The following is a 16,077-nucleotide window of genomic DNA, read 5'->3' on the forward strand; positions in this document are numbered from 1 at the left end:
ATCGACCGGGCGCCCGGCCGCGATACTGGCGCCCGGTCGACGGGGGAGGCGACATGAGCGGCCAGGTGGCCACCGAGACCATGGTGCGCGTCGAGGACGTCCACAAGTCCTACGGCCGGGGGGCGGCCGCCGTGCACGCCCTGCGCGGTGTCTCCTTCGAGATCCCGCGCGGTGAACTCGTCGCCCTCAAGGGGCGCTCCGGGTCGGGCAAGACGACGCTCCTCAACATCGTCGGAGGGCTCGACGCACCGGACCGCGGGCGGGTCACCGTGGACGGGCTGGACCTGTCGGAGCTCGGTGAGGAGGGGCTGCTGGCCCTGCGCCGCGACCGGGTCGGCTTCGTCTTCCAGTCCTTCGGGCTGATCCCGATCCTCACGGCCGCCGAGAACGTCGGCGTCCCGATGCGGCTGCGCCGGGCCGAGGTACGCGCGCGTGAGGAGCGCGTCGAGCTGCTGCTCGCCCTGGTGGGCCTCACCGACCACGCCGACCAGCGGCCCGGCGAGCTCTCCGGCGGCCAGCAGCAGCGCGTCGCCATCGCCCGCGCCCTCGCCAACAGCCCCGCCCTGCTGATCGCCGACGAACCGACCGGCCAGCTGGACGCCGAGACCGGCCACGCGGTCATGGAGCTGCTGCGGGCCGTCGTCCACAGCGAGCACTCCGCCACCCTGGGCTTCACCGAGGGGCCCCCGTCCGTCCTCGTCGCCACTCATGACACGACCCTCCTCGACCTGGCCGACCGGGTACTGGAGCTCAGCGACGGGGAGATCGTCGAGACGTGAGCGTCAGAGTTCCGTCAAAGACGGCTTCCGGCGCCTTCCGGACACGATGAGTCGCGATTGTTGGCCGTAAGGTCGACGCTGCGTAGGCAGCAGTGACCGGAAGACAATGGGGCCCATGGGACGCGGCAAGCTTCGGATCTACCTCGGTGCGGCACCGGGCGTCGGCAAGACGTACGCGATGCTCTCCGAGGCACACCGGCGCGTGGAGCGGGGCACCGACTGCGTGGTGGCCTTCGTGGAGCACCACGACCGGCCCCGCACCGAGGTGATGCTGCACGGCCTGGAGCAGGTGCCGCGCCGCGAGCTGGAGTACCGGGACACGACGTTCACGGAGATGGACGTGGACGCCGTACTCGCCCGGAACCCCGGGGTCGCCCTCGTGGACGAACTGGCCCACACCAACGTCCCCGGCTCCCGCAACGCCAAGCGCTGGCAGGACGTCGAGGAGCTGCTCGCGGCCGGCGTCGACGTCGTGTCGACGGTCAACATCCAGCATCTGGAGTCCCTCGGCGACGTCGTCGAGTCGATCACCGGCGTACGGCAGCGGGAGACCGTGCCGGACGAAATGGTGCGGCGGGCCGACCAGATCGAGCTGGTCGACATGTCGCCACAGGCACTGCGCCGCCGGATGGCGCACGGCAACATCTACAAACCCGACAAGGTCGACGCGGCCCTGTCCAACTACTTCCGGCCGGGCAATCTCACCGCCCTGCGCGAACTGGCCCTGCTCTGGGTGGCCGACCGGGTCGACGAGTACCTGCAGCAGTACCGCAGCGAGCACCGGGTGTCGAAGATCTGGGGTTCGCGCGAGCGGATCGTGGTCGGGCTGACCGGCGGTCCCGAGGGGCGCACGCTGATCCGGCGGGCCGCGCGGCTCGCGGAGAAGGGCGCCGGCGGCGAGGTGCTGGCGGTCTACATAGCCAGCAGCGACGGGCTGACGGCCGCCTCCCCGAAGGAACTCGCCGTCCAGCGCACCCTCGTGGAGGACCTCGGCGGCACCTTCCACCACGTCGTCGGCGACGACATACCGGCCGCCCTGCTCGCCTTCGCGCGCGGTGTCAACGCCACCCAGATCGTGCTCGGCGTCTCGCGCCGCAAGAGCTGGCAGTACGTCTTCGGACCCGGCGTCGGCGCCACGGTCGCCCGTGACTCGGGGCCCGACCTCGACGTCCACCTGATCACGCACGACGAGGCCGGCAAGGGGCGCGGACTCCCGGTCGCCCGAGGCGCGCGGCTCGGCCGGTCCCGGATCATCTGGGGCTGGGTGATCGGGGTCGCCGGGCCGGCGGTCCTGGCCGCCCTGCTCAACACCGTCCACCTCGGTCTCGCCAACGACATGCTGCTGTTCCTCGCGGTGACCGTCGCGGCCGCGCTGCTCGGCGGACTGCTGCCGGCGCTCGCCTCGGCCGCGGTCGGCTCCCTGCTGCTGAACTACTTCTACACACCGCCCCTGCACCGCTGGACGATCGCCGACCCCAGGAACATCGTCGCCATCGTGATCTTCGTCGGCGTCGGTGTCTCGGTGGCCTCCGTCGTCGACCTCGCGGCCCGCCGCACCCATCAGGCGGCCCGGCTGCGCGCCGAGTCGGAGATCCTGTCCTTCCTCGCGGGCAACGTGCTGCGCGGTGAGACCGGCCTGGAGGAGCTGCTCGAGCGGGTCCGGGAGACCTTCGGGATGGAGTCGGCGGCCCTGCTGGAGCGGGCCGGCGACCACGCCCCGTGGACGTGCGCGGGCCGCGCCGGGTTCGGGCCCGCCGTGGAGCGGCCGGAGGAGGCCGACGTGGACGTCCCGGTCGGCGACCACATGGCGCTCGCGCTGACCGGCCGGGTGCTGCCCGCCGAGGACCGCCGGGTGCTGGCCGCCTTCGCCGCGCAGGCCGCCGTGGTCCTGGACCGCCGGCGCCTGCGGGAGGAGGCCGACCAGGCCCGCGCGCTGGCCGAGGGCAACCGGATCCGTACGGCGCTGCTGGCAGCCGTGAGCCACGACCTGCGCACACCCCTCGCCGGCATCAAGGCGGCCGTCTCCTCCCTGCGCTCCGACGACGTGGCCTGGTCGGAGGAGGACCAGGCCGAGCTGCTCGAGGGCATCGAGGAGGGTGCCGACCGGCTCGACCACCTCGTCGGCAACCTCCTCGACATGTCCCGTCTGCAGACCGGCACGGTCACCCCGCTGATCCGCGAGGTCGACCTCGACGAGGTGGTGCCGATGGCGCTCGTCGGGGTTCCCGAGGACAGCGTCGAACTGGACGTCCCGGAGACCCTGCCCATGGTCGCCGTCGACCCGGGGCTGCTGGAGCGGTCGGTGGCCAACCTGGTCGAGAACGCCGTCAAGTACAGCCCGCCGGGCAGACCGGTGCTGGTCGGCGCCAGCGCCATCGCCGACCGCGTGGAGGTCCGGGTCGTGGACCGCGGCCCCGGCGTCCCGGACGACGGCAAGGAGCGCATCTTCGAGCCCTTCCAGCGCTACGGCGACGCCCCGCGCGGCGCCGGAGTGGGGCTCGGGCTAGCGGTGGCCCGCGGCTTCGCCGAGGCGATGGGCGGCACCCTCGCCGCCGAGGACACACCGGGCGGCGGCCTCACCATGGTCCTCACCCTGCGTGCGGAAGGATCGCATGCGGAGGTCCTCCCCTCGGCGGAACCCGAAAGGCAGGTCACATGACCCGGGTGCTCGTGATCGACGACGAGCCGCAGATCGTGCGCGCCCTCGTGATCAACCTGAAGGCGCGCAAGTACGAGGTCGACGCGGCCCACGACGGCACAACCGCCCTGCAGATCGCCGCCGCCCGCCACCCCGACGTCGTCGTCCTCGACCTGGGCCTGCCCGACATGGACGGCGTCGAGGTGATCCGCGGCCTGCGCGGCTGGACCCGGGTGCCGATCCTGGTGCTGTCCGCCAGGCACACCTCCGACGAGAAGGTCGAGGCCCTCGACGCGGGCGCCGACGACTACGTCACCAAGCCCTTCGGCATGGACGAACTGCTCGCCCGGCTGCGGGCCGCCGTCCGGCGCGCCGAGCCCGTCGGGGCCGGGGAGGACGAGGTGACGACCGTGGAGACCGAGGAGTTCACCGTCGACCTGACCGCGAAGAAGGTCAACCGGGGCGGCCGGGACGTACGGCTGACCCCCACCGAGTGGCATCTGCTGGAGGTGCTGGTCCGCAGCACGGGCCGGCTGGTCAGCCAGCGGCAGCTGCTGCAGGAGGTGTGGGGACCGTCGTACGGGACGGAGACCAACTACCTGCGCGTGTACATGGCGCAACTGCGCAGAAAGCTGGAGGCGGACCCGTCCCACCCGAAGCACTTCATCACCGAGCCCGGGATGGGCTATCGATTCGAGAAGTGAGCTGTGAGGTGGGCCGGGGGTCCGGGGGTTGTCCCCCGGGGGATGCAGCATCACCGAGCCCGGGATGGGCTATCGCTTCGAGAAGTGAGCACCGGTTCGAGCGTCAGGGCTGTGGGTACGAAGCTGTCAGTGCACCCCGGTACGCTTCAGATATGAGCGCTGTTCCTCGTTCCGAAAAGCCGGTGGGCCGGTTCCGGCGCATGCTCGACCGGCTCTCCTCGTCGCAGGAGGACCTGGAGTCCGAGGAGCTGCGCGAGGACGCCGAGACGGCGGGCTGTGTGCGGATCGACGACTGCCACGACCGACAGATCGTCACGGTTACTGGTACCTTGCGCACGGTCACCCTGCGGCCGCGTGCGGGCGTCCCGGCCCTGGAGGCCGAGCTGTTCGACGGCTCCGCCGCGCTGGACGTGGTGTGGCTCGGACGGCGCTCCATAGTCGGGATAGAGCCCGGGCGCAGACTGATCGTATCCGGCCGGATCTCGATGAGCCGGGGCCGCCGGGTGCTGTTCAATCCGAAATACGAACTGAGACCCCTCGGACGGGAGTAGCAGGTGACGTCGCTCGACAAGCCGACAGAGGACACGTCTGCCGACGACGCACGGGCGGTGACCGAGGCCGCCCTGTTCGAGGCGTTCGGCGGCGTGCGGGGCATGGTCGAGACGGTGCTGCCCGGTCTCCTCTTCGTCACCATCTTCACGATCAACAAGGACCTGCACTGGTCGGCGATCGCCGCCCTCGCGGTGTCCCTGCTGCTGGTGGTGGTCCGGCTGGCCATGCGGACCACCGTCAAGCACGCGTTCAGCGGTGTCTTCGGCGTCGCCTTCGGTGTGGTCTTCGCCATGATGACCGGCAACGCCAAGGACTTCTACCTCCCCGGCATGCTCTACACGCTGGGCCTGGCGCTGGCGTACATCGTCACGACCCTGTGCGGTGTCCCGCTGATCGGGCTGATCCTCGGCCCGGTCTTCAAGGAGAACCTCTCCTGGCGCACCCGCAACCCTGGACGCAAGAAGGCGTACGCGAAGGCCAGTTGGGCCTGGGGCCTGATCCTGCTGGCCAAGTGCGCGATCCTCTTCCCGCTGTACTGGTGGGCCAACACCGCGCAGCTGGGCTGGGTCCTGGTCGCGTTGAAGATCCCGCCGTTCCTGCTGGCGGTCTGGCTGACCTGGGTGTTCCTGGCGAAGGCACCGGCCCCGATCGACGTCTTCGCCGAAATGGAGGCCGAGGAGCAGGCCGAGAAGGAGCGCAAGGCGGCGCTGACGGCCGAGCGCGCGGAGCAGGGTGAGGCGGCCGGCGGACGGCACCGTCGAGAGGCCTAGTCTGCGGTACGACGACGAGGGGCGCCCACGCGCGTGGGGCGCCCCTCGTCGTCGTACCGCAGACCGCTAGCCCGCCGCGTCCTCCCGGCGCACCGACAGCAGGTCCTCCAACTGCTCCTCCCTGGCCTGCGCGGCGACGAACAGCAGCTCGTCGCCCGGTTCCAGGGAGTCGTCGCGGGACGGGGTGAGGACCCGGGTGCCGCGGATGATCGTGACGAGGGAGGTGTCCTCCGGCCATTCCACGTCGCCCACCTGAGTGCCGGCGAGGGCCGACTCCTCCGGGAGGGTCAGTTCGACCAGGTTCGCGTCGCCGTGGCTGAAGCGCAGCAGGCGGACCAGGTCGCCGACCGAGACCGCCTCCTCGACCAGGGCCGACATCAGACGCGGCGTGGAGACCGCCACGTCGACGCCCCAGGACTCGTTGAAGAGCCACTCGTTCTTCGGGTTGTTCACCCGGGCCACGACGCGCGGGACGCCGTACTCGGTCTTCGCCAGCAGGGAGACGACCAGGTTGACCTTGTCGTCGCCCGTCGCGGCGATCACGACGTTGCAGCGCTGGAGCGCCGCCTCGTCCAAGGAGGTGATCTCGCAGGCGTCGGCCAGCAGCCACTCCGCCTGGGGGACCCGCTCGACCGAGATGGCGGTCGGCGTCTTGTCCACGAGCAGGACCTCGTGGCCGTTCTCCAGCAGTTCGCCCGCGATCGAGCGGCCGACGGCGCCGGCACCGGCAATGGCGACCCTCATCAGTGACCGCCCTCCTCTTCGGGACCCTTGGCGAAGGACGCCTCGACCTTGTCGACCTCGTCGGTGCGCATCATCACGTGCACCAGGTCGCCCTCCTGCAGCACCGTCTGCGACGTGGGCAGGATCGCCTCGCCGAGCCGCGTGAGGAACGCCACGCGGACGCCCGTCTCCTCCTGGAGCCTGCTGACCTTGTGGCCCACCCAGGCGGGCGAGGTGTGCACCTCGGCGAGCTGGACACCGCCGCTGGGGTCGCGCCACAGGGGCTCGGCGCCCGAGGGGAGCAGCCGGCGCAGCATCTGGTCGGCGGTCCAGCGGACCGTGGCGACCGTCGGGATGCCCAGGCGCTGGTAGACCTCGGCGCGGCGGGGGTCGTAGATCCGGGCCGCGACGTTCTCCACGCCGAACATCTCGCGGGCGACGCGCGCCGCGATGATGTTGGAGTTGTCACCGCTGGAGACGGCCGCGAAGGCGCCGGCCTCCTCGATGCCGGCCTCACGCAGGGTGTCCTGGTCGAAGCCGACCCCGGTGACCCGGCGGCCGCCGAACCCGGGGCCGAGACGGCGGAAGGCGGTGGGGTCCTGGTCGACCACGGCGACCGTGTGCCCCTGTTGCTCCAATGTCTGGGCCAGAGCGGAACCCACTCTTCCGCAGCCCATGATGACGATGTGCACGACCGTCCTTCCGGTGTCCAAAAACTACAGCTCAGCATCAGGGTCTCAGACCGACGCCCAAGCTACACACGCGCGGTAGGACGTCGGCACCCCTGTGCACGGTTGCCGTCACTCCCGGTGTCCCAGCGACGGCTGATGCTCCGCGCGCTCGCGAGTGTCAGGATTCCGAGGCCGACGAGGGTCGCGGCGGCGCCGATCAGTTCCGCGGTGGCATGCATGGGACCTCCAGGGGACGGCGACGGCCGGGAAACGGGCGGGAGTTAGTCATATAGCCATGAAGGCCGGGCCGCCTGCGGAATCCGCAGCGGAAGCGCTTGCGGATTTCACCCGGTGAGCAGATGGAAGGCGGGGGGGCCGCCGCTCGAGCGTGTCGAGAGCGGGGGAGGGTGGTTGAGCACCCGTTCGAACGCCTACGATGCTCTGTTGTGTCCAAACTGACCGACGTGCCCAAACGGATCTTGATCGGGCGCGCTCTGCGCAGTGACCGGCTGGGCGAAACGCTCCTGCCGAAGCGCATCGCCCTCCCCGTCTTCGCCTCCGACCCGCTGTCCTCCGTGGCCTACGCCCCCGGAGAGGTGCTGCTGGTCCTGTCCATCGCGGGCGTGTCGGCGTACCACTTCAGCCCCTGGATCGCCCTCGCGGTCGTCGTGCTGATGTTCACCGTCGTCGCCTCCTACCGGCAGAACGTGCACGCCTACCCCAGCGGCGGCGGCGACTACGAGGTGGCCACGACCAACCTCGGCTCCAAGGCCGGCCTCACCGTCGCCAGCGCCCTGCTCGTCGACTACGTCCTGACCGTCGCCGTGTCGATCGCCTCCGGCATCGAGAACCTCGGCTCGGCGATCCCCTTCGTGGTCGAGCACAAGGTGCTGTGCGCGGTCGCCGTGATCGTGCTGCTGACGCTGATGAACCTGCGGGGCGTCAAGGAGTCCGGCAAGCTCTTCGCGATCCCGACGTACGTGTTCGTCGGCGGCGTCTTCGTCATGATCGCGTGGGGCGCCTTCCGCGGACTGGTCCTCGGCGACACCATGCGCGCGCCGACGGCCGAGTACACGATCAAGGCCGAGCACCAGGGGCTGGCCGGCTTCGCCCTGGTCTTCCTGATGCTGCGCGCCTTCTCCTCCGGCTGTGCCGCGCTCACCGGTGTCGAGGCGATCTCCAACGGTGTGCCGGCCTTCCGCAAGCCGAAGTCGAAGAACGCGGCGACCACGCTGGCCGCGATGGGCCTGCTGGCCGTCACCATGTTCTGCGGCATCATCGTCCTCGCCCTGACGACCAAGGTGCGCATGGCCGAGAACCCGGCCACCGACCTGCTCAAGCACGGCGTCGGGGTCGGCGCCGACTACGTCCAGAACCCGGTGATCACCCAGGTCGCCGAGGCAGTCTTCGGCAAGGGCAGCTTCTTCTTCGTGGTGCTCGCCGCGGCCACCGCGCTCGTGCTGTTCCTGGCCGCCAACACGGCCTACAACGGCTTCCCGGTGCTCGGCTCGATCCTCGCCCAGGACCGCTACCTGCCCCGTCAGCTGCACACCCGCGGCGACCGTCTCGCCTTCTCCAACGGCATCGTGCTGCTGGCCGGCGCCGCGACCCTGCTGACCGTGATCTACGGCGCCGACTCCACACGGCTGATCCAGCTCTACATTGTCGGCGTGTTCGTGTCCTTCACCCTCAGCCAGACCGGCATGGTCCGGCACTGGAACCGCCATCTCGCGGTCGAGAAGGACCCCGCCAAGCGCAGCCACATGATCCGCTCGCGGGCCATCAACACCTTCGGCGCCTTCTTCACCGGCCTGGTGCTGGTCGTCGTCCTGGTCACCAAGTTCACCCACGGCGCCTGGGTGGCGCTGCTGGGCATGTGCATCTTCTACGCGACGATGACCGCCATCCGTAAGCACTACGACGGCGTCGCCGCGGAGATCGCGGCCCCCGAGGGCCCGAGCGACGACAGCGTACGGCCCTCCCGCATCCACTCCGTCGTCCTGATCTCCAAGATCCACCGCCCGACGCTGCGCGCCCTCGCCTACGCCAAGCTGATGCGCTCGGACTCGCTGGAGGCGCTCACCGTCAACGTCGACCCGGCGGAGACCAAGGCGCTGCGCGAGGAGTGGGAGCGGCGCGGGATCGACGTACCGCTGAAGGTGCTGGACTCGCCCTACCGCGAGATCACGCGGCCGATCATCGAGTACGTCAAGAGCCTGCGCAAGGAGTCGCCGCGGGACGCGGTGTCCGTGATCATCCCGGAGTACGTGGTCGGCCACTGGTACGAGCACCTGCTGCACAACCAGAGCGCGCTGCGGCTGAAGGGCCGGCTGCTGTTCACGCCGGGGATCATGGTGACGTCCGTGCCCTACCAGCTGCAGTCCTCGGAACTGGCGCGGGCCCGGGCCCGCAAGCGGCAGGAGTGGAACGCGCCGGGTTCGGTGCGGCGCGGCCCCGCCCAGGCGGGCCGGGCGAAGGAGCCGTCGGGCACCTCGGGCACCCCGGGCAGCTCGGGCCCGCAGGGCTGACGCTCGCCGGTCAATGGCCGGACGGCACCCACGTAGACTGGTGGGCTGTTGTCCGGCCGCCGTTCTTTCTCACCTCTGGAGTCACCCCGCCATGCAGGCAGAACCGAAGAAGTCGCTGGTCGGGGCGGAGTACGAGGTCGAGGTCGGCCCCGTCGCCCACGGCGGGCACTGCATCGCCCGCACGGAAGAGGGCCAGGTGCTGTTCGTCCGGCACGCGCTGCCCGGTGAGCGGGTCGTGGCGCGGGTGACCGAGGGCGAGGAGGGGGCCCGCTTCCTGCGCGCGGACGCCGTGTCCGTGCTGGAGGCGTCCAAGGACCGTATCGAGGCGCCCTGCCCCTACGCCGGTCCCGGCCGCTGCGGCGGCTGCGACTGGCAGCACGCCAAGCCGGGGGCGCAGCGCCGGCTGAAGGGCGAGGTCGTCGCCGAGCAGCTGCGCCGGCTCGCGGGGCTGACGCCCGAGGAGGCCGGCTGGGACGGCACGGTGATGCCGGCCGAGGGAGACAAGCTGCCGGCGGGCGAGGTGCCGCAGTGGCGCACCCGCGTGCAGTACGCGGTGGACGCCTCCTCCGGGCGGGCGGGGCTGCGCCGGCACCGCTCGCACGAGGTGGAGCCGATCGACCACTGCATGATCGCGGCCGCCGGAGTGAGCGAGCTCGGCATCGAGAAGCGGGACTGGACCGGCATGGCGTCCATCGACGCGATCGCGGCGACCGGTTCGCAGGACCGCCAGGTCATCCTGGAGCCGAGGCCGGGCGCCCGGCTGCCCATCGTCGAACTGGACAAGCCGGTCTCCGTGATGCGGGTCGGCGAGAAGGACGGCGGCATCCACCGCGTCCACGGCCGCCCCTTCGTGCGCGAGCGTGCCGACGGCCGTACCTACCGCGTGGGCAGCGGCGGCTTCTGGCAGGTGCACCCGAAGGCCGCCGACACCCTGGTCACCGCGGTCATGCAGGGCCTGCTCCCGCGCAAGGGCGAGACGGCGCTCGACCTGTACTGCGGAGTGGGTCTCTTCGCGGGCGCCCTCGCCGACCGGCTCGGCGAGAAGGGAGCCGTCCTCGGCATCGAGTCCGGCAAGCGCGCCGTCGAGGACGCCCGGCACAACCTCGCCGACTTCGACCGCGTCCGCATCGAGCAGGGCAAGGTCGAGTCCGTCCTGCCCCGCACCGGCATCACCGAGGTCGACCTCATCGTCCTGGACCCCCCGCGCGCGGGTGCCGGCCGCAAGACCGTCGAACACCTCTCCTCCCTGGGCGCCCGCCGCATCGCCTACGTCGCCTGCGACCCCGCCGCGCTCGCCCGCGACCTGGGGTACTTCCGGGACGGGGGGTACCGGGTGCGGACGCTGCGGGCGTTCGATCTGTTTCCGATGACGCACCACGTGGAGTGCGTGGCAATTCTGGAGCCGGCTGCCAAGGGCTCCTGAGCCGCGGTTTGGCGAAGTGCGCGGACTACGGCGGGCCGCACCCGGAGGTGCGGCCCGCCGTAGGGGTCGGTCAGCGTAGGGAGTTGGCGGCGGCGACGACGGCTCGGTCGACCGCTTCGGGGCTGATCGACGGAACGTCGTGGCCCGAGCGGGTGTAGGTGATGTGGGCGCCCACGCGCTTGGCCTCGAACTTCTGGGCGGCCGTCGGCACGGCATGGTCCTCGGTCGAGATGACCGCCCACTTCGGCGTCCTCGCGGGCGGATCGACCGTGGCCTTGTCGGTGAACGCCGAGAGGGCGATGGGTTCCTGGGTCACCGAGGCGGTGCGGATGGCCGACGCCGACAGCCCGTTGCCGTACACGGTCCCATCGGCTTCATGCCGGGTGTCGTCGTCACCCCCATCGTGCGGGAGTTCGCCCGGATGGCGCCGCAGCTCGACATCGAGGTCGTGCACACGTCGATCACCGACCAGGTCGACTTCCTGATCGACGGGCGGGTCGACGTCTGCTACGTCCGACTGCCGTTGCTCAACGGCTCGCCCGCGGGCCGCGTCGAACTGGCCGGCCGGTCGGCCGCGGTGAGCCTGGTGGTGGAGAACGGGCGGATCACCCGGATCCACGCCGTGGCGAACCCGGAGAAGCTGACCCGGCTCGACGAACCGGCCGAACTGGCCAGGTAGGTCCCCGCACGAACGCCCGGGCCGGCCCTGATGGGCCGACCCGGGCGTCTGTGACCTACAGCGGGATCAGGCGATGTCGAAGCGGTCCGCGTTCGAGACCTTGACCCAGGCCGACACGAAGTCCTTCACGAACTTCTCCTTCGCGTCGTCGCTCGCGTAGACCTCGGCCAGCGCGCGCAGCTCGGAGTTCGAGCCGAAGACCAGGTCGGCGCGGCTGCCCGCCCACTTGAGCTCGCCCGTGACGTCATCGCGGCCCTCGAAGGTGTTCTGGTCCTCCGAGGTCGCCCGCCAGGTGGTGCCCAGGTCGAGCAGGTTGACGAAGAAGTCGTTCGTCAGGGAACCCGGGGTCTGGGTGAGGACACCGAGCTGCGAGTTCTGGTAGTTGGCGCCCAGCACACGCAGACCGCCGACCAGGACGGTCATCTCGGGCGCGCTCAGGCCCAGCAGGTTCGCCTTGTCCAGCAGCAGGTACTCGGCCGGCAGGCGGTTGCCCTTGCCCAGGTAGTTGCGGAAGCCGTCCGCGGTGGGCTCAAGCGCCTCGAAGGACTCGGCGTCGGTGTGCTCCTCCGTGGCGTCCACCCGGCCCGGGGTGAAGGGCACCTCGATCTCGTAACCGCCGTCCTTGGCGGCCTTCTCGATCGCGGCGGCACCGCCCAGGACGATCAGGTCGGCCAGGGAGACCTTCTTCGCGCCGGAGTTCGCGTTGAACTCCTGCTGGACGCCCTCGAGAACGCGCAGCACCTGCGCCAGCTCGTCGGGCTCGTTGACCTCCCAGCCGGCCTGCGGCTGCAGACGGATCCGGGCGCCGTTGGCACCGCCGCGCTTGTCGCTGGTGCGGAAGGTGGAGGCGGAGGCCCACGCGGTGGACACGAGCTGCGCGACGGACAGACCCGACTCGAGCAGCTTGGCCTTGAGGGCCGTGACGTCGGCGGCGTCGATGAGCTCGCCCTCGGGCTCCGGCAGCGGGTCCTGCCAGATCAGCGTCTCCGCCGGGACCTCCGGGCCGAGGTAGAGCGACTTCGGGCCCATGTCACGGTGGGTCAGCTTGAACCAGGCGCGGGCGAAGGCGTCCGCGAACTGGTCGGGGTTCTCGTAGAAGCGGCGCGAGATCTGCTCGTAGACCGGGTCGAACCGCAGCGAGAGGTCGGTGGTGAGCATGGTGGGCAGGCGCTTCTTCGACGGGTCGTGCGCGTCGGGGATGATCGCCTCGGCGTCCTTCGCGACCCACTGCTTCGCGCCGGCCGGGCTCTCGGTGAGCTCGTACTCGTACTCGAAGAGGTTCTTGAAGAAGCCGTTGCTCCACTGGGTCGGCGTGGCGGTCCAGGTGACCTCCAGGCCGGACGTGATCGCGTCGCCGCCCTTGCCGGTGCCGTAGGTGCTCTTCCAGCCCAGACCCTGCTGCTCGATCGGGGCGGCCTCGGGGTCGGCGCCGACGTGGTCCGCCGGGCCGGCACCGTGGGTCTTGCCGAAGGTGTGACCGCCGGCGATCAGGGCGACGGTCTCCTCGTCGTTCATCGCCATGCGGCGGAACGTCTCGCGGATGTCGCGGGCCGCGGCGACCGGGTCCGGGTTGCCGTTCGGGCCCTCGGGGTTGACGTAGATGAGGCCCATCTGGACCGCGCCGAGCGGGCTCTCCAGCTCACGGTCGCCGGTGTAGCGCTGGTCGTCCAGCCAGACCTTCTCGGGACCCCAGTACACGTCCTCCTCGGACTCCCAGACGTCCTCGCGGCCGCCGCCGAAGCCGAAGGTCTCGAAGCCCATGGACTCCAGGGCGACGTTGCCGGCGAGGATCATCAGGTCGGCCCAGGACAGGCTCTTGCCGTACTTCTTCTTCACCGGCCACAGCAGACGGCGGGCCTTGTCCAGGTTGCCGTTGTCCGGCCAGCTGTTGAGCGGGGCGAAGCGCTGCTGACCGGCGCCGGCGCCGCCGCGGCCGTCGCTGACGCGGTAGGTGCCCGCGCTGTGCCAGGCCATACGGATCATGAACGGGCCGTAGTGACCGAAGTCGGCCGGCCACCAGTCCATGGAGTCCGTGAGCACCTCGGCGATGTCCTGCTTCACGGCCGCGAGGTCGAGGCCCTGGAACGCCTCGGCGTAGTCGAAGTCCTCACCGAGCGGGTTGGCCACCGCGGGGTTCTTGGCAAGGATCTTCAGGTTGAGCTTCTCCGGCCACCACTGGCGGTTTCCACCGCCCTGGGTGGGGTGCAGGGCGCGGTCGTGCGCCACCGGGCACTTCGCCTCTGCGGCGGGGGTGTTCTCAGACATGCGAATCCTTCCGGGTGTTCGGTGCTCAGGCCGTGCGTGCGGTGGAACAGTCGGGACACAGGCCCCAGTAGATGACCTCGGCCTCGTCGATCGCGAAACCGCGGTCGTCGGACGCGGTGAGGCAGGGTGCGTGACCCACCGCGCAGTCGACGTCGAAGACGGCGCCGCAGGACCGGCACACCAGGTGGTGGTGGTTGTCCCCGACCCTGCCCTCGAACCGGGCGGGGCTGCCCGGCGGTTCGATGCGGCGTACGAGGCCCGCCGTGGTGAGCGCGTTGAGGGCGTCGTACACGGCTTGCAGTGATATGTGGCCGACCCGGGCCCGCACGCCCGAGGCGATGGCCTCGGCGTCGAGATGGTCACCGTCCCGGACGGTCTCGAGCAGTGCGACGCGGGCGGCCGTCACCCGCAGGCCGGTACCGCGCAGCTCATCGGCGGTGGACGCTGGCTGGGGTGTGGTCATGGCGACCAACCTACCCCCATAAACACGAACGCTTCAAGAAAACGAGGAGTACAAGTTTGGTGTCGCCCGGGTGACCTCCACCTCCACGCGTCGGCCGGTCCCCGCACATCCCCGCAGTTCAAGGGGTTCGCACCACTGTTCACGCCTACGGGTGAATCTGTGAATGGATGTCCGGTGTGCGCCCGGCGCGTGCGCTGTGCTGGACCGCGTGAGGGTCTTCGTTCTGTGCGCGTGGCTGCTGACGGCGGGCCTCGGCGGCTATCTGGCCTCGGTGTGGATCCGCCACGGCGGCCTGCGGCAGCGCGCGTCAGGGGTGACGCGGCTGCCGCTGTGGCTCGTCGTGGGACATGTCCTGCTCGCCGTCGGCGGTCTGGCCTCCTGGACCGCCTATCTGGCGGGCGGAGTGCGCGGCACGGCCTGGGCGGCCTGTGCCGTGGTGCTGATCGTGGCCGCCTTCGGCTTCATGATGCTGCTGCGCTGGCTGCCCAGCTCCGGCCGGCACTCCCACGGCCGCCGGACCGCCGAGCGCCACTTCCCGCTGACCGCGGTCGTCGCCCACGGCATGTGCGCGGGAGCCACGGTGCTGCTGGTCGTGCTGGTGGTCCTGCGGCAGGCGTGACGTCAGCCGGCCTCGGGCTCCTCGCGGCGGGTCGCGGCCGAGCGGGAGCCGACCAGGAGCAGGCAGAGCACGGCGACGCCGGCGACGACACCGGTGAGGAGCAGCAGCGGGTCGAGGGGGCGGGTGGCAGAGGCGGCGGTGCCCTGCGCGTCCGGAACGGGAGCGGACGGAGTGGCCTCCGGCGGCGCCTGGACGGCTGCCTCCTCGGTCGCCCGCGGGGTCGGGGCCGGGGCCATGGTCATCGACGGCATGTCCGAGGCGCCGGCCCGCCTGGAGGGTGCGGCCGCGGGGGCAGAGGCCGGGTGCCGGTGGACCGGAGCGTGCGTGGTGGGGGCGGGGGCCGGCTCGACGACGAGTTGGGCGGTCATGCCCGGGTGCACGGTGCACAGGTAGCCGTACGTCCCCGGAGTGGTGAACGTGTGGCTCCAGCTGCCGCCCTTGCTCAGCATCGGCGAGTGGACCGAGGCGGGACCGGAGGTGGTCTTCACGTCGTGGGGTGCCTGGTCCCGGTTGGTCCAGGTGACGGTGTCCCCGGCGGTGACGGTCAGCGAGCGGGGCGCGAAGGCGTAGCCGGACATGACGACCTGGTGCGTGCCGGCCGCCTCGGCCGCGGGGGCGGGCAGGACGACGGCGGCGCCCGTCACGAAGAGGGCGCCGAGCAGAGCGGTCAGACGGGGCATGTGAACTCCGCGGCGACGAGCAGCCGGACACGGGCCGCGGGGCGGGTGCGGGGCAGGGTGAGTCCGGTAATACGGCGCAGGGGGCGGTACGGCAGCCGGAGCGTGCCGAGGACCAGGAGCCGGTCGGCGGTGCGCTCGACGACGCGGAAGCCGAAGACGGCCGGGAACGGCTCACCGGTCAGGGCGAGGTCACCGGGGACGTGCAGCCGGGTGGCCTCGTCCGTGGGGGTGAGGCTGGTGCTGGCGAAGGTGAGCTGCCTCCCGCCCAGGGGCCGGCCGGCCAGTGCCAGCCCCAGCGCGCAGTCGTCGGAGTCGTGCGCCACGGTGAGCGTCGCGTCCAGCGCGGTCAGCCTGCGGCGGAAGGTGGTCAACGGCCCGAGCCGCGCGGTCAGTTCGACGACGCAGCGGTCCGGGGCAGCGGTGTACGTGCCGGGTTCGGGCAGCCAGTCGGGGCCGGGCCGGGGTGGCGGGAGAGGGGCTGTGGGAAGGGTTTCGGTGGTCATCTCGGCACCTCGGTGGGTGAGCGGGGCGACGGGCGGGGAGAATGGCGGGGCGGCGGGCCGGCCGACTGCGACTCGGCCGG

General features: G+C 71.2%; 15 protein-coding genes and 1 pseudogene. 9 read left to right on the top strand and 7 right to left on the bottom strand.

Features of this window, described 5'->3' with window-relative positions; all coding sequences use genetic code 11:
- Positions 1-53: 53 nt before the first annotated feature.
- From ABZZ74_RS04400 to ABZZ74_RS04420, 5 genes are all read left to right on the top strand, one after another.
- Complete coding sequence (locus ABZZ74_RS04400) at positions 54-779, top strand: ABC transporter ATP-binding protein (protein WP_356761824.1); 726 nt, start codon at positions 54-56, stop codon at positions 777-779.
- A gap of 115 nt (positions 780-894) precedes the next feature.
- On the top strand, positions 895-3,438 hold the full coding sequence (locus tag ABZZ74_RS04405) for a sensor histidine kinase KdpD (protein WP_356761825.1): 2,544 nt from the start codon (positions 895-897) through the stop codon (positions 3,436-3,438).
- Complete coding sequence (locus ABZZ74_RS04410; protein ID WP_133046109.1) at positions 3,435-4,121, top strand: response regulator; 687 nt, start codon at positions 3,435-3,437, stop codon at positions 4,119-4,121. The genes ABZZ74_RS04405 and ABZZ74_RS04410 overlap by 4 nt, the downstream gene beginning before the upstream one ends.
- A 152-nt stretch (positions 4,122-4,273) precedes the next feature.
- Complete coding sequence (locus ABZZ74_RS04415) at positions 4,274-4,672, top strand: OB-fold nucleic acid binding domain-containing protein (RefSeq protein ID WP_356761826.1); 399 nt, start codon at positions 4,274-4,276, stop codon at positions 4,670-4,672.
- 3 nt (positions 4,673-4,675) lie between these two features.
- Positions 4,676-5,443 (top strand): DUF3159 domain-containing protein, encoded by a 768-nt coding sequence (locus tag ABZZ74_RS04420; protein WP_356761827.1) that lies wholly within the window; start codon positions 4,676-4,678, stop codon positions 5,441-5,443.
- Positions 5,444-5,509: 66 nt separating this feature from the next.
- On the opposite strand, the gene ABZZ74_RS04425 is transcribed toward ABZZ74_RS04420, so the two are convergent.
- Together ABZZ74_RS04425 and ABZZ74_RS04430 are read right to left on the bottom strand one after the other, a co-directional pair.
- Positions 5,510-6,187, bottom strand: coding sequence for a TrkA family potassium uptake protein (locus ABZZ74_RS04425; protein WP_356761828.1), 678 nt, complete (start codon positions 6,185-6,187; stop codon positions 5,510-5,512).
- A complete protein-coding gene (locus ABZZ74_RS04430) occupies positions 6,187-6,858 on the bottom strand; it encodes a TrkA family potassium uptake protein (protein WP_133046105.1) in 672 nt (223 codons plus the stop codon). The genes ABZZ74_RS04425 and ABZZ74_RS04430 overlap by 1 nt, the downstream gene beginning before the upstream one ends.
- Before the next feature lie 425 nt (positions 6,859-7,283).
- Here ABZZ74_RS04430 and ABZZ74_RS04435 point away from each other — a divergent pair, with 425 nt between their 5' ends.
- Positions 7,284-9,365 carry an APC family permease gene (locus ABZZ74_RS04435; RefSeq protein WP_356761829.1) on the top strand — a complete coding sequence of 694 codons (2,082 nt, stop codon included), beginning with the start codon at positions 7,284-7,286 and terminating at the stop codon, positions 9,363-9,365.
- A 91-nt stretch (positions 9,366-9,456) separates the two neighbouring features.
- A complete protein-coding gene (locus ABZZ74_RS04440; protein ID WP_356761830.1) occupies positions 9,457-10,788 on the top strand; it encodes a class I SAM-dependent RNA methyltransferase in 1,332 nt (443 codons plus the stop codon).
- Between the two features lie 70 nt (positions 10,789-10,858).
- On the opposite strand, the gene ABZZ74_RS04445 is transcribed toward ABZZ74_RS04440, so the two are convergent.
- The gene (locus ABZZ74_RS04445) at positions 10,859-11,149 is read right to left on the bottom strand and encodes a hypothetical protein (RefSeq protein WP_356761831.1); all 291 of its coding nucleotides are present in this window, start codon (positions 11,147-11,149) and stop codon (positions 10,859-10,861) included.
- A gap of 165 nt (positions 11,150-11,314) precedes the next feature.
- Between ABZZ74_RS04445 and ABZZ74_RS04450 the strand changes: the two are divergent.
- Positions 11,315-11,467, top strand: a pseudogene (locus ABZZ74_RS04450) (RNA polymerase subunit sigma-24); the annotation flags it as partial.
- A 66-nt stretch (positions 11,468-11,533) separates the two neighbouring features.
- On the opposite strand, the gene katG reads toward ABZZ74_RS04450, so the two are convergent.
- Together katG and ABZZ74_RS04460 are read right to left on the bottom strand one after the other, a co-directional pair.
- Entirely contained in the window at positions 11,534-13,732 is a 2,199-nt protein-coding gene (gene katG, locus ABZZ74_RS04455; protein ID WP_356761832.1) for a catalase/peroxidase HPI, read from the bottom strand.
- A gap of 25 nt (positions 13,733-13,757) precedes the next feature.
- Positions 13,758-14,195: a Fur family transcriptional regulator gene (locus tag ABZZ74_RS04460; RefSeq protein ID WP_356761833.1), complete on the bottom strand. Its 438-nt coding sequence runs from the start codon at positions 14,193-14,195 to the stop codon at positions 13,758-13,760.
- 208 nt (positions 14,196-14,403) lie between these two features.
- Between ABZZ74_RS04460 and ABZZ74_RS04465 the strand changes: the two genes are divergently transcribed.
- Positions 14,404-14,814 carry a hypothetical protein gene (locus tag ABZZ74_RS04465; RefSeq protein WP_356761834.1) on the top strand — a complete coding sequence of 137 codons (411 nt, stop codon included), beginning with the start codon at positions 14,404-14,406 and terminating at the stop codon, positions 14,812-14,814.
- Between the two features lie 2 nt (positions 14,815-14,816).
- Here ABZZ74_RS04465 and ABZZ74_RS04470 read toward each other — a convergent pair whose 3' ends face one another.
- Positions 14,817-15,494: a plastocyanin/azurin family copper-binding protein gene (locus ABZZ74_RS04470; RefSeq protein WP_356761835.1), complete on the bottom strand. Its 678-nt coding sequence runs from the start codon at positions 15,492-15,494 to the stop codon at positions 14,817-14,819.
- Positions 15,482-15,997, bottom strand: coding sequence for a hypothetical protein (locus tag ABZZ74_RS04475; protein WP_356761836.1), 516 nt, complete (start codon positions 15,995-15,997; stop codon positions 15,482-15,484). The genes ABZZ74_RS04470 and ABZZ74_RS04475 overlap by 13 nt, the downstream gene beginning before the upstream one ends.
- Between the last annotated feature and the right edge of the window lie 80 nt (positions 15,998-16,077).

Source organism: Streptomyces sp. NPDC006476 (genome assembly GCF_040612015.1).
GTDB classification, from domain to species: Bacteria; Actinomycetota; Actinomycetes; order Streptomycetales; family Streptomycetaceae; genus Streptomyces; species Streptomyces griseorubiginosus_B.

Bases quoted from the DNA above. Each gene is read 5' to 3' on its own strand.
- ABZZ74_RS04470 (WP_356761835.1), bottom strand. From the start codon at position 15,494: ATGCCCCGTCTGACCGCTCTGCTCGGCGCCCTCTTCGTGACGGGCGCC.
- ABZZ74_RS04415 (WP_356761826.1), top strand. From the start codon at position 4,274: ATGAGCGCTGTTCCTCGTTCCGAAAAGCCGGTGGGCCGGTTCCGGCGC.
- ABZZ74_RS04400 (WP_356761824.1), top strand. From the start codon at position 54: ATGAGCGGCCAGGTGGCCACCGAGACCATGGTGCGCGTCGAGGACGTC.
- ABZZ74_RS04460 (WP_356761833.1), bottom strand. From the start codon at position 14,195: ATGACCACACCCCAGCCAGCGTCCACCGCCGATGAGCTGCGCGGTACC.
- ABZZ74_RS04410 (WP_133046109.1), top strand. From the start codon at position 3,435: ATGACCCGGGTGCTCGTGATCGACGACGAGCCGCAGATCGTGCGCGCC.
- katG (WP_356761832.1), bottom strand. From the start codon at position 13,732: ATGTCTGAGAACACCCCCGCCGCAGAGGCGAAGTGCCCGGTGGCGCAC.
- ABZZ74_RS04475 (WP_356761836.1), bottom strand. From the start codon at position 15,997: ATGACCACCGAAACCCTTCCCACAGCCCCTCTCCCGCCACCCCGGCCC.
- ABZZ74_RS04440 (WP_356761830.1), top strand. From the start codon at position 9,457: ATGCAGGCAGAACCGAAGAAGTCGCTGGTCGGGGCGGAGTACGAGGTC.
- ABZZ74_RS04405 (WP_356761825.1), top strand. From the start codon at position 895: ATGGGACGCGGCAAGCTTCGGATCTACCTCGGTGCGGCACCGGGCGTC.
- ABZZ74_RS04425 (WP_356761828.1), bottom strand. From the start codon at position 6,187: ATGAGGGTCGCCATTGCCGGTGCCGGCGCCGTCGGCCGCTCGATCGCG.